The 12,585-nt window shown below is 59.5% G+C and carries 13 protein-coding genes; 8 read left to right on the top strand and 5 right to left on the bottom strand.

Annotated elements, in window-relative coordinates:
* The first annotated feature begins 57 nt into the window (after nt 1–57).
* The gene (locus DXD24_RS00675; RefSeq protein WP_117645806.1) at nt 58–459 is read left to right on the top strand and encodes a hypothetical protein; all 402 of its coding nucleotides are present in this window, start codon (nt 58–60) and stop codon (nt 457–459) included.
* A gap of 128 nt (nt 460–587) precedes the next feature.
* Here DXD24_RS00675 and DXD24_RS00680 read toward each other — a convergent pair whose 3' ends face one another.
* Complete coding sequence (locus DXD24_RS00680) at nt 588–1,403, bottom strand: putative RNA methyltransferase (RefSeq protein ID WP_117645808.1); 816 nt, start codon at nt 1,401–1,403, stop codon at nt 588–590.
* A 175-nt stretch (nt 1,404–1,578) separates the two neighbouring features.
* Between DXD24_RS00680 and DXD24_RS00685 the strand changes: the two genes are divergently transcribed.
* The gene (locus DXD24_RS00685) at nt 1,579–2,961 is read left to right on the top strand and encodes an MATE family efflux transporter (RefSeq protein ID WP_117645810.1); all 1,383 of its coding nucleotides are present in this window, start codon (nt 1,579–1,581) and stop codon (nt 2,959–2,961) included.
* A 29-nt stretch (nt 2,962–2,990) separates the two neighbouring features.
* Here the strand turns inward: DXD24_RS00685 and DXD24_RS00690 are convergent, their stop codons facing one another.
* Nucleotides 2,991–3,857, bottom strand: coding sequence for a LysR family transcriptional regulator (locus DXD24_RS00690; RefSeq protein ID WP_117645812.1), 867 nt, complete (start codon nt 3,855–3,857; stop codon nt 2,991–2,993).
* A gap of 158 nt (nt 3,858–4,015) precedes the next feature.
* Between DXD24_RS00690 and DXD24_RS00695 the strand changes: the two genes are divergently transcribed.
* A complete protein-coding gene (locus DXD24_RS00695) occupies nt 4,016–4,918 on the top strand; it encodes a DMT family transporter (RefSeq protein WP_117645814.1) in 903 nt (300 codons plus the stop codon).
* Between the two features lie 88 nt (nt 4,919–5,006).
* Nucleotides 5,007–5,732 carry a uracil-DNA glycosylase gene (locus tag DXD24_RS00700; RefSeq protein ID WP_117645816.1) on the top strand — a complete coding sequence of 242 codons (726 nt, stop codon included), beginning with the start codon at nt 5,007–5,009 and terminating at the stop codon, nt 5,730–5,732.
* A gap of 50 nt (nt 5,733–5,782) precedes the next feature.
* On the opposite strand, the gene DXD24_RS00705 is transcribed toward DXD24_RS00700, so the two are convergent.
* From DXD24_RS00705 to DXD24_RS00715, 3 genes are all read right to left on the bottom strand, one after another.
* A complete protein-coding gene (locus DXD24_RS00705; RefSeq protein ID WP_117645818.1) occupies nt 5,783–6,463 on the bottom strand; it encodes an SDR family NAD(P)-dependent oxidoreductase in 681 nt (226 codons plus the stop codon).
* Nucleotides 6,464–6,472: 9 nt separating this feature from the next.
* Nucleotides 6,473–7,195 carry a VUT family protein gene (locus DXD24_RS00710; protein WP_233502279.1) on the bottom strand — a complete coding sequence of 241 codons (723 nt, stop codon included), beginning with the start codon at nt 7,193–7,195 and terminating at the stop codon, nt 6,473–6,475.
* A 156-nt stretch (nt 7,196–7,351) separates the two neighbouring features.
* Nucleotides 7,352–8,965: a peptide chain release factor 3 gene (locus DXD24_RS00715; RefSeq protein ID WP_117645820.1), complete on the bottom strand. Its 1,614-nt coding sequence runs from the start codon at nt 8,963–8,965 to the stop codon at nt 7,352–7,354.
* Between the two features lie 559 nt (nt 8,966–9,524).
* Here DXD24_RS00715 and DXD24_RS00720 point away from each other — a divergent pair.
* The 4 genes from DXD24_RS00720 (at nt 9,525) to DXD24_RS00735 (ending at nt 12,522) form a co-directional block, all read left to right on the top strand.
* A complete protein-coding gene (locus DXD24_RS00720; protein ID WP_117645822.1) occupies nt 9,525–9,905 on the top strand; it encodes a GntR family transcriptional regulator in 381 nt (126 codons plus the stop codon).
* A 23-nt stretch (nt 9,906–9,928) separates the two neighbouring features.
* Entirely contained in the window at nt 9,929–10,810 is an 882-nt protein-coding gene (locus DXD24_RS00725) for an ABC transporter ATP-binding protein (protein ID WP_117645824.1), read from the top strand.
* A complete protein-coding gene (locus DXD24_RS00730; RefSeq protein WP_117645826.1) occupies nt 10,807–11,505 on the top strand; it encodes an ABC-2 transporter permease in 699 nt (232 codons plus the stop codon). Before DXD24_RS00725 ends, DXD24_RS00730 begins: the two co-directional genes overlap by 4 nt.
* A 279-nt stretch (nt 11,506–11,784) precedes the next feature.
* On the top strand, nt 11,785–12,522 hold the full coding sequence (locus DXD24_RS00735; RefSeq protein WP_117645828.1) for a cyclopropane-fatty-acyl-phospholipid synthase family protein: 738 nt from the start codon (nt 11,785–11,787) through the stop codon (nt 12,520–12,522).
* Nucleotides 12,523–12,585: the final 63 nt, after the last annotated feature.

A 12,585-nucleotide genomic window follows, 5' to 3' on the forward strand; every position in this document is an offset into this window, starting at 1 on the left:
CGACATGCGCCATGCATGCGCATCAAATACGTCATGTCCACTTCGAAAGGACCAGCCATGAGCTACACTCGCAAGACACTCAAAGTCCTTGCCCTCATTTACTTTGTTTTGGGCATCGCCAGCCTCGTCATCGCCGGCGTCGGCATCGCCAAGGGCAGCCTCGATTCCACGTACGGGTCGAACGCCATGCTCGCCGCGGCCGTACTTGTCATCAAGGGTCTTGTCGATCTTGCCGCAGGTGTTGCGGGCATCAAGGGCGCCAACAAGCCTTCGCAGGTGGATGGTGCGTTTAAGCTCGGCATCGTCGCCGCAATCGCCACGATTGCGCAGGCCGTGCTCACGCTTCCCGCGTTTGGCGGCGACGCCATCAACTTTGGCGCCTTTGTCATCGTGGTGTACGACCTGTTCTTTATTCAGCAGGCACACGACATTAAGGCCGAGAACAAGGACCGCCTGTAAGCGCTCGCTTCTCATAACCTTTGTAGCCAAGCAACTAAAAAGGGCCGATCGCGCATCTCCGCGGTCGGCCCTTTACGTTTGCCCAGATAAAACCTGCCAAAATAAACCTGTCCCTTTTTGGCAGGTTGTTAGCTGTGACGGTACTCGGCAATGATGAAGTCGATATCGGTCTGAAGGGTGTCCAGGTTTGCCAGGCGCTCTTTGTCGGCAGGGCGTGTGCGGTAGTAGTACGGCGTCATCTGGAACACCGCCTCGATGTCGGCCTGCGTCTGGAGCGTAATGTTCGCAGACACCCGCTGCGTTCCCACCAACTCGAGCTCGGTTGTCTTCGGCAGCTTCTCGTCGTTAAGGTACGGCGTGTCGTAGAGCACCTCCTTGAGCCCAAAGAGATGACGGGCGCCCGGCACCACGGTGTAGAGCGAGCCCTCGGGCGCCAGCACGCGGGCAAACTCGCGCTCGTTAAAGGGGGCAAAGAGCTCGGTCACCATATCGAAGGTGCCATCGGCCACGGGGATGTCCTTCATGTTGGCCACGAAGTAGGTCGCATCGCCGCGCTTGGCGGCCAGACGCACCATCTCTTTGCCCAGGTCGAACCCATAAGCATCCACGCCCGGCACCGCACCCATGGCACTCGTGTAGTAGCCCTCGCCACAGCAAATATCGAGCAAGGTCATGGGGCCGCCCGTAGACGCCGCACGCTCAGACGCCTGCTCGAGCACCAGCTCGACCATCGCATCGCGCAACGGCGCGTAGTAGCCGCGGTTCAAAAAGTCGCGACGACTGCGCGCCTGCGACTTGGGATCGCCCATGGAGTCGCCGCTCTTGGACGAGCGCAGCAGATACAGATAGCCCTCGCGCGCACGGTCAAACCGATGTCCGCCCGCGCATGCAGCACCGCGTTCGTCGTCCACCAACGGTTCATGGCAAACGGGACACAACAACATGGCAACTCCTTAGCGCGGACAACACAACGCCCACCATTGTCGCACGCCTTCCCCACCTAGTCATTGGGGACGTTCTTAAATGACTAGTCGATTAGGAGTATCATCGTCTGCGCAAATAAGCACGAAAGAGCATACGAAAGAGCATACGAAAGAGCATATTAGAGATTGAGAGCGTATGGCTGATACCGCATCTAGGCACATTGACATGACCACCGGCTCGCTGTGGCGCAATATTCCCCTGTTCGCCTTTCCCGTCGCCGCCACGAGCATCCTTGAGCAGCTGTCGAACCTCATCGCCACGGTCATCATCGGTAACTTCTCGGGCGACCAGGGGACCCTCGCCATGGCGGCGGTCGGCTCCAATGTTCCGCTTACCAGTCTTATGATCAACCTGTTTATTGGGCTGTCGCTTGGCTCCAACGTGGTCATCGCCAACGCCATCGGCCGCAACGATCAGAACATGGTCAAGCGCGCCGTCCATACCTCGATTCTGATGGCACTCGTGGGCTTTGTCGTCATCGCGCTGGGTGAGATCTTTGCCGAGCCCATGCTCACCGCGCTCAATGTCCCTGCCGAAACTATGCCGCTTGCATCGCTTTACCTGCGCGTCTTTTTACTCAGCATGCCCTCGATCTTGCTCTACAACTTTGAGGCCGCAATCTTCCGCTCCGTCGGCATCACCCGTATGCCGCTGCAGGCGCTTGCCGTGTCCACCGTCCTCAACATTGGCCTGGACCTCATCTTTGTCCCCGTGCTCCACTGGGGCGTCGCGGGCGTCGCCATCGCCACTGCCATCGCCTACACCGTCAGCGCCGTCACGCTCTTTGTCCGCCTGCTCAAGACCGACTCCGTCGTTCGTGTCACCCTGGGCGACCTGACCATCGACCCCGTCGCCCTCAAACGCATTGTCAGAATAGGCCTGCCCGCCGGCATTCAAAGCGCCGTTTTTGCCGTCGCCAACATCATCATCCAGTCCGCCATCAACAGCCTAGGCACCGAGGTCATGGCGGCATCCAGCGCCGCCATGAGCCTGGAGTATGTGTGCTACAACCTGCTCAACAGCTTTAGCCAGGCTTGCACCACCTTTGTGGGACAAAACCACGGCGCTCGCCAGATCGACCGCTGCACCAAAACGCTCAAGGTCTGCCTGGTCGAAGGTGGCATCGTTGCACTCACCACGATTATCGTCATCGTCGGTCTGGGGCGCGAGATCCTGGCGCTCTTTAACAGCGATCCCAACATCGTCTCGATCGGCTATATCCGCGTGTGTTCGATCTTCCCGGCGTACGCCTTTAGCATGTTCTACGAAAACATGTCCGGTTATCTGCGCGGCTTTGGCATCTCGCTCATGCCCGCCCTCATCACCATGATTTGCGTCTGCGGCATCCGCTTCTATTGGGTGTTCTGCGTGTTCCCGCACTTCCGCACCTTTGCGAACATCATGATGGTCTACCCCATCAGCCTGGGCACCACAGCGTTCTTTATGGTCGTGGCGGTATTGCTCTGCCATCCGGCACGCACCTATCGTCTGGCGCAAGCCAAGACTGGGGCGCGCTAGACACATCCAACAAGGTGGCGCATCGGCAACTAGCTCACGATATGTGAGCTCATGTAGTCGATAAAGCGCCTCGTGGCGATAGGCATGGTGTCCCAGCTGCGCCAAGCTGCAACCACGTCACGCGAAGGAGCATGCACGATGGGTCGTACGCGAATATCGGCCCGCATGCCCTCGACGGTACGGCGATACAGCATACTCACGCCTAGGCCCTCCTCCACCATCGCCATGATGGTGTAGTCGTCGGTCACCTCGCTCGTCACGTGCGGTGACAGCCCATGCGCCGCAAATGCATCGAGCACCAGGCTCTGTTCGCCCTCATCCAGCAGCACAAACGGCTCGGACGCTAGGTCGGCGAGTGTCACCTTTTCCTTTGCCGCCAGCGGATGCGCGGCCGGCAACAATGCTACCAACTCGTCATGATAGACCACGCGCTTCTCGAGCCCCGCGGTAAATCCGCGTGCCGTAAAGCAAAAGTCAACCACGCCATCGTGCACCCACTGGGCGTTGCGCGTGTAATCGCCCTGCTTGAGCGTAAAGTGAACGCCCGGGTGCAGGGCCCCAAAGTCGCGGATCACGCGCGGCAGCACGGTACGACTCACGTTGGTAAACGTCGCAATGCGAATGTCAGTCGACGAAAGCCCCAGCAACTCCTGACGCTTGCCCTCAAGCTCGGCCTCGGCAGTTACAATCTGGCGCAGATACGGCAGATACTGTTTGCCGTCGCGCGTAAGCGATACGCCCTGCTTACCGCGCTCGATAATCGTGGTGCCCAGCTCGCGCTCGAGCGCCTTGACGGCCTGGCTCACCGCGCTTTGCGTATAGCCCAGCTCGTCGGCCGCGCCCTTCAGACTGCCGCAATCGACCACCATACATACAATCTGATATCGCGATGCCATCGTGCCTCCACATCGATGTAGCCGTAAAACGTTTTGCCAGCGCTTTTTCTAGCAACATTAGTATTTCTTAATCATACTGAAGATACATTCGCTTTACTACATCCACATCTGGGAGCAGAATCCTTTTTGCGAAACCGTTCTGTAACAAAAGGAGTCCCATGGATCGCAAAAAAGCAATCGCGCTCTCATTTTCCGTTCCCGTCGCATGGGGCTTTTCGTACCCCCTCATGAAGATCGGCATGGACAGCATGAACGCCACGAGCATCGTTGCGCTGCGCTGCATCATCGCCTTTGTGGCCTGCCTGCTGCTCTTCCATAAGCGCGCTTTCCGCATCAATCGCGACCTTATGGTTCGCGCCGCCATCATCGGCGCCATCATGGCAACCGAGCTCACCTGCATGTGCTTGGGCTCCAGCCTTACTTCCGCCTCCACCGCCGGCTTTTTGCAGAGCCTGACGGTCGTGATCGTGCCGTTTGCCAACGCCGCCCTGCTGCGTCGCGCCCCCGAGCGCAAGGTGCTCGTCGGCACCGCCATCGTCACCTGCGGTATGCTGCTGCTCTCGGGCGCCGACTTTACCAGCCTGAATCCCGGCGCGATCATCATGTTGCTCTCAGCCTTTATCTATGCCAGCCACATTATCGTAGCCAAGCGCTTTGTCGAAGAAGTCGACCCACTGGCCTTGGGTGTTTGGCAGCTGGGCTTTGGCGGCCTGTTCTCGGGCATCGCCGCATTTGCCTTTGGCGGCTTTACGCTTCCCAGCACGCCGAGCGAGGTCGCGGTCGTCGTCGCGCTCGCACTCATCTGCTCTGCCTACGGCTTTATCACCCAGACGCTCGTGCAGCCCCACGTGCCCGCCGAGACCACCGGCTTTGCCTTCTCGCTCGAGCCGGTCTGCTCCGCCGTCTTCTCGTTCTTCCTGGTCGGCGAGGTCCTGAGCCCCATCGCCTTCTTTGGCGCCGCCCTCATCCTCACCGGCGTCATGGTGGCAACCGTCGAGCTTCCGCGCCTACGCGCGCATGAACAGGCTCGTATGGCAGGAACGCCCGAGCGCGTCTCGTAGACCCCACTCTTCATACAGCCGCGGCATAAAGGCAACCGGTGCGCCTTTACAATAGATACCAACAGAGTATCTGCCATAAAGGAGCCCCATGGACACCGCAACTCGCGACCGCAACATAGCAACCTGGTTGGGCGATGCGCCGCAGCCGGTACGTGACACTACGAACCAGCTGCTCGAGCGCATCGCCCTTTTGCGTGCCGAGCAGACCATCTACCCGGCACAAGACGACATCCTCAATGCCCTCGCCTACACGCCGGCCGACCAGGTCAAGGTTGTCATCTTGGGTCAAGATCCCTATCACGGACCCAACCAGGCCATGGGGTTATCGTTCTCGGTCCCCGCGACGCAAACCAAGTTGCCACCGAGCCTGCGCAACATCTATAAGGAGCTCAATGCCGATCTGGACTGCCCCTTTCCTGCCACGGGAGACCTAACCCCATGGGCACAACAGGGCGTCCTGCTCCTCAACACTACGCTCACCGTGCGCGAGCATGCCGCCAATTCGCACGCCAAGCTGGGCTGGAGCACGCTCACCGACTACGTTATCGAACGCTGCTGTCAGCTGCCCCAGCCGGTCGTCTTTTTGGCATGGGGCCGCTTTGCCCAGCAAATGGTTGAGGGCAAGCTCGACGCGATCGGCGCGGGCAAGGCAACCGGCAAGTTCTGCCTAGCTTCTACGCACCCCTCGCCGCTTTCGGCCAACCGCGCCACGGCAGAACTCCCCGCCTTTATAGGGTCGCGCCCCTTCTCGGCAGCCAATCGGCTACTCGAACAGCACGGCTCGACCCCCGTCAACTGGACTTGCCTCGGCTAAAAATCAATACATCAAAAACGCGCCCGACGGATTTCCATCGGGCGCGTTTCCTATTCGGGCCAAATAAATTGTGTGCGGCCGGCCTCGCCGCCATCGATCAGCAGGCTCTGCCCGGTCATAAACCGGTTGGTCACGCCCGCAAAGTAGATCCACTCGGCGATCTCTTGGGCGGTGGCCCAGCGTTTAAGCGGCGTGAGCTCCATAATCTGGTTCCACAGGTATTCGTCTTCCATCACGCAACGGTTGAGCGGCGTGATAACGCCGCCCGGGTCCACACTGTTGGCGATGGCCTGCGGCGCCAGGCGGTTTGCAAGGTTTTTGGTGTAGGCGATAACGCCGCCCTTGCTGGCAGCATAGGCAGGAAACTCCGATCCCGTATGTCCGCTCGCCGACCCCACATTGACCACGGATTTGATAGCCGGCGTCGGCTTGGCGGCAAGCCCCTCCCCCACAAAGGCGTAGCGCTCGGTCACGTTGATGGTGCCACGCAGGTTGGCGGCGATGTCATCGGCCGAATCCTGCGTACCGGCAACGTTCACGATTACCTGAGGCTCAAGGTTGCCCGGAAACGAGTCCGGCTCGCGGACATCAACGATCAGATGGCGGTAGCGCTCGTGTTCGATCGCCGCCAGCAGCAGATCAAAGCCCACGACCTCGTGACCCTCGTCCAAAAAGCGCTGCACGCACGCGGCTCCGATACCGCCCGAAGCGCCCGTGATCAAAACCCGCATACTTGCTCCTTAGGCGGTTGCGTGGCGCTCGAGGTACTCGGCGCCCACGTTCTCGCGCTCCCAGCCACGCACAACCTTGTAGCCCACGGGGCTCAGGAAGACCTCGCACAGCAGCTCGGCGACGGCGCCCGTCAGCGAGCACATAATGACCTGCACCCAAGTCCAACCAAAGAACGTGTGGCTCACCACAATGGCAAAGACCAGGTTGTCGACAAACTGACCGATGCCCGTAGACACATAGGAGCGGAAGGCAAAGCTCGCAAAGTTATTCTTTTTGAGCATGCGGCCGAGCGACTGGTTGAGCGTGGAGTTAACCACGGCAGAAACGAGCATTGCCAGCGAAGAGCCCAGCACCACGTACCAGGTGCCGCCGATAGTGGCGTTAAGGGCGGCGTTGACCTCGATCATACCCGTGTCGTAGTAGGCACCCCACATGCCGGGCGTGAGCGAGCATGCCCAAAAGCACAGGCTCACGGCCAGGTTGACCAGCAGCGCGAGGATAGAGATTTTGATGGATGCCTTGGCGCCAAAGCGCTTGCAGATCATGTCCTGGCACAAAAACGAAACCCAGCTCACCACAAAGCCGCAATCGAGCGCCAGATACGGCAGGCTGATAAGCTCTTTGTTGGCCAGCAGGTTCATCATGATGACGCTCACGAAAAACAGCGAAACCGTTGCCGCGGGAATGCTCCGCAACAGGACCTTGTAGTCCTCCATGACCTTCTTGATCATTATGTACTCCTTTGGTTTTAGGTTTAACGAGCAGGATATCGGACCCGAACTGCTCGGCCGCCACGGTCTTGAGGCGACGGTGGGTATGATAGCCGCTCACGCGGCGGCAGGCAAGCAAACGGCGCGGCAGCCCCGCAAGGCCACCGCGCCGGTGCACTAAAACGTTACGTTGCCAAACTCCGACAGGATAAGGTCGGGGTTGTGGTCGGTTGCCCAGTCCACGTTCCACGGACTCGTGAACAGCAGCAGCTTACCGCCGCGCATGTCCTCGACACGCAGCGTGTCGCGCGTGAGCGAAAGGCCCGGGATATCGATAGTGTCGGGGTCGTTCTGGATCCAGCGGATGTCCGTATAGGGCAACGGCTGGCGACGAACCTCAACACGGTACTCGGCCTTAAGGCGGCGCTCGAGCACCTCAAACTGCAGCACGCCGACCACGCCTACGATGACGCTCTCCATGCCGGCACCCAGCTCACGGAAGATCTGGATGGCGCCCTCCTGGGCAAGCTCCTCCATGCCCTTTACGAACTGCTTGCGCTTGAGCGTGTCGACCTGCGTGATGCGGGCAAACATCTCGGGGGCAAACGTCGGGATCTGCGGATACTGCACGTGGCGCTTGCCGGAGCACACGGTGTCGCCGATGCTAAAGATACCGGGATCGAACAGGCCCACGATGTCGCCGGCGTACGCCTCGTCCACGATGGCGCGATCGTCGGCCATCATCGAGGTGCCCGTAGCCAGCTTGAGCTTGCGGTTACCCTGCACATGGAAGGCATCCATGCCGCGCTCGAACTTGCCCGAGCAAATGCGCACAAAGGCAATGCGATCGCGATGGTTCTTGTCCATATTGGCCTGGATCTTAAACACAAAGCCGCTAAAGTCATCGCGGCAGGGATCGACCGGCTCGCTGGTGAGTGTATCGGTATAGGCGCGCGGCGTCGGGGCCAGACGCAGGAACTCTTTAAGGAAGGGCTCCACACCAAAGTTGGTGAGTGCCGAGCCAAAGAACGCCGGGCTCAGCTTGCCGCAGGCCACGGCATCCAGGTCGAGCTCGTCACCGGCGCCATCGAGCAGCTCGATGTCGTCCATCAGGTTCTTGTGGTTCTCCTCGCCAATAAGCTCGTCCATGGCCGGATCGCCCAGCTCGGCCTCGACCTCGGCGACCTTCTTGGTGGCGTTGGCGTGGCCGTCGCCCTCAAAGGCAATGACGCGACGGGTCTGACGATCGAACACGCCGCGGAAGTTGCGCCCGCTGCCGATCGGCCAGTTCATGGGATACGTATTGATACCCAGGACGTTCTCGATCTCTTCCATGAGCTCAAACGGATCGCGAGCCTCGTGGTCGAGCTTGTTCACAAAGGTAAAGATGGGAATATGGCGCAGCGTACAGACCTTAAAGAGCTTTTTGGTCTGGGCCTCGACGCCCTTAGCGCCGTCGATGACCATGACTGCGGCGTCGGCGGCCATAAGGGTACGGTAGGTATCCTCCGAGAAATCCTGGTGGCCGGGGGTATCGAGGATGTTGACGCAGGCGCCGTTGTAGGTGAACTGCAGCACCGAGGAGGTAACGGAAATACCGCGCTCCTTCTCGATGTCCATCCAGTCCGAGACGGCATGCTTGGCCGAGCTCTTGCCCTTGACCGAGCCGGCAGTCTGGATGCTGCCGGTATAGAGCAGCAGCTTCTCGGTAAGCGTGGTCTTACCGGCGTCCGGGTGGCTGATAATCGCGAACGTGCGGCGCGACGAGATTTCATCCGACAGGCTTGCCATGCGGATCCTTTCTTGCATTGAGTGCATTACGTCGTTGAAACCGTACTATTGTAGCCGCGAAATCCCGCCACAGGGCACCTATCAGGACAAATTCATCAGCTGAGCTCGCTGCGCACCGGGCAGCCGCCTCAAGAACTGTCTCGATCTGTAACAGCAAGACGGGTTTTGAGCCCCTACCTGTTACAGATCGAGACAAACTGGCAGGCCCGCCGGCACAATCTCAATCTGTAACATCTAGCCGCCCAAATCAGGTCTAACTGTTACAAATCGAGATAAACAGGAAGGCAGGGAGCCAATGTCTCAATCTGTAACATCTAGCCGCGCAAATCGACTCTTACTGTTACAGATTGAGACAAATAAGCAGGCGGGCAAATAAGATCTCGATCTGTAACAGCAGGCGACCCAAAACGGACCTAGGTGTTACAGATTGAGATTGTTTTGGGGCAAGCGCGGCACTGGCGGACTATTCCACATTTAGCTCTTGCGTAACTGTACATAGTGTATATATACTGTGCTTACCGGTTATATACACGTGTAGCCCAACAGCTAAGGAGCCGCTGTGGACATTATCCTATCCAATTCGAGCGACAAGCCCATCTACGAGCAGATATCCTCGCAGGTCAAAGCTCAGATCCTTTCGGGCACACTCGCTGCGGGAGCCAAACTCCCCAGCATCCGTGCACTCGCGAGCGACCTGGGTGTGAGCGTCATCACCACCAAGCGCGCCTATGCCGACCTGGAACAGCTCGGCTTTATCTGCACCGTGCAGGGCAAGGGCTGCTTTGTCGCCGAGGGAAACCAGGAACTCTTGCGCGAAAACCAGCTCTGCCATATCGAAGAGTTGCTTGCGCAGGCCGCTACGCAGGCCGAAACCCTGGGCGTCACGCGCGACAAATTGCACGAGATGCTCGACCTTGTGGCCCCCGAAACCATGCAGTAGCCATCTGCAAGAAAGGCTATACCATGCAAAAGTTGCTAGAACTCAAAGGTGTATCGCGCCGCGTGAGCGACCGCTTTTCACTGCGCGACGTCACGCTTGCCGTGGAGCCCGGCCAGATCGTTGGCTTTGTGGGCGCAAATGGCGCCGGCAAGACGACGACCATTCGCGCCGCGCTTGGGCTTATAAAGCCCGATGCCGGCGAGGTGCATCTGCTTGGACAGCGCTGCGACGCCAACGCGCCCGACGAGACGCAGCGCCACCTGCGCTCCCGCATCGGGCTTGCCCTGGACACGTGTCCCTTCCCCTCCATGCTCAAGGTGGGCCAGGTCGAGAAGCTCGTAGGCCCGGCATACCCCACGTGGAGCTGCGAAACGTTCGCCGGATTCATCGACCGATTTGGCCTCGACCCCAAGACGAAGGTCAAGGACCTCTCCCGCGGCATGGGCATGAAGCTGCAGCTCGCCTGTGCGCTCAGCCACAATGCCAAGCTGCTCGTTTTGGACGAAGCCACCGCGGGCCTCGATCCCATGGCGCGCGAGGAACTGCTCGACGAGTTGCTTGCCTTTGTCGCCGACGGCCAGCACAGCGTGCTGCTCTCGAGCCACATTACGTCCGACCTCGATCGCGCCGCCGACCGCGTCATCTGCATCGATAACGGTTCGATTGTGTTTGACCTGCCGCGCGAGGACATTACCGACCGAGCCGGCATCGCCCACTGCACCCAAGCACAGGCCGCAGAGCTTATGGCTTGCGTCGAAGGCGCCCGTGCCGCCCACCACGCCTATAGCGTGGACGTGCTCGTGCCCAACCGTCGCGATGTGCTCGAGGCCTTCCCCGAGATTCCCTGCGACCGGGCAACCATTGATGACTATCTTCGCCTCACGCTGAAAGGGGCTTCGAAATGAAACGCGCCTTTATGTCTGAGCTCGCCATCGTCCGCACGCTTGTCCCGAGCATCGCGGGCGTCGGCCTGTTCATCTTCGTCGTACTGACCCTCGCCAACGCATCGGACGGTGACTCTGGCATGAGTGCCGGCGCCTGCGCGGTCAGCGCCATGTCGCCCATCGTGGTCATGAACTCGCTGGCCGGCTACGACAATCAAAACGGATGGGAGCGCTATCGGGCAACGCTGCCCATCTCGCGCAAAGACATCATCTGTGCACGCTACCTGAGCATCATTGTCTTCTCGGCCGTCATGGCGTGCGCCGCCGCGCTTTTGAGCATCGTCTCCATCCCGCTCTTCAACAGCGCGGGTATTCCCTCGACGGGACAGACCGTCTTTGAGACCACAATAGCCTCCGCCGCATCGATGCTCATCTCCCTCATGATGGTGTTTTTGGCACAGCCGCTGTTCTTTCGATTTGGACACATGGAGGCGCTGCGCCTTTCCGTCGGCCTGTTTGCCCCGCTCGGGTGCCTTGCCATGGCAGCGCTGAGCTCCTCCAACCCCATCAGCAACTGGCTCATGTCGATTGCCGGGGCGAATCCCGACCCTGCTGTTCTTGGCTGTCTGTGCGCAGGAATCGCGGTATTGACCCTCGTGCTATGTGCACTTAGCTGCATCGTCAGCACCAAGGTTTATCGAGTACGCGATCTGTAGCCACGCGAAACTTGACCCATGCTGGCCACAATCGGTCGTAATCGCCCATCCGCCAATCCGTGACAAATGGCATGTCCCCGGCCCGTGTGTGACGTTCTATAATAAAAACGTCACGGGCCTCAGCCCAATTTCGATCATCCAAGGGGATGTCTTTTTGGTCATTGTTCTTTAGGGAACGGTCAATCGCATACAAATTGAAAACGGCCGTCTTGCGGCCGTGGTTTGTTGCGCCGTTCCGCCTCCGTCATCTGCCACATATGCACCTGATAGGAAAGAACAATGAACTCTGCGAAATCTCAATCCTTCCCAAAAGCCACCAGCTTCGACGCGGCACTTGTACGTTCTAAGATTATGGGGCCGAACCCCCTCAAGCTCTGCGAAGAGCTGCTTCGCGGCGCAAGCATCCCCCGCGGCGTCCGCGTCTGCGACCTTGGATCGGGCACCGGTATCACCAGCGCCCTGCTTGCCCACGAATACGGGTTGGACACGTACGCTGTCGATCTGTGGAGCGACCCACAGGAAAACCGCGCGTTCTTCGATTCGCTCGGCATCCCCCGCGACACTATTCACCCTGTTAAGGCGGACGCCTCACAAGGGCTGCCGTTTGAGCACGACTTTTTTGATGCAGTCGTGAGCATCGACTCGTACAACTACTACGGTCGCGACCCGCACTATCTGGGCGAGCGCCTGCTCCCCTACGTAAAGCAAGGCGGGATGCTCTACTTAAGCATCCCCGGCATGGTTCGCGACTGCCACGACAACCTGCCCGCCTGCCTGCTCAAATCCTGGGCACCCGAGCAGCTCGACTATATGCACGACATAGCCTGGTGGCGCGCCATGATCGAGCCGACCCCCGGCGTCGAGATTGTCTCGATGCAGCCTATGCTCTGCACGGACGAAGCGTGGGAAGACTGGCTCGCCTGCGACAACGAGTACGCAGCAGGCGACCGCGCTGCCGTTGAAGCCGGCGCGCTCGAATACCTCAACACCATCGCCATCGTGCTGAGAAAGTTCTAAACAATAGCCGCGCGAGCCGTAAACAAACGGCCTCACGCGGCTTCTTTAAAACAAGTTCTGAAC

The sequence above is a fragment of the Collinsella sp. TF12-2AT genome (genome assembly GCF_003436735.1).
Classification (GTDB): Bacteria; Actinomycetota; Coriobacteriia; order Coriobacteriales; family Coriobacteriaceae; genus Collinsella.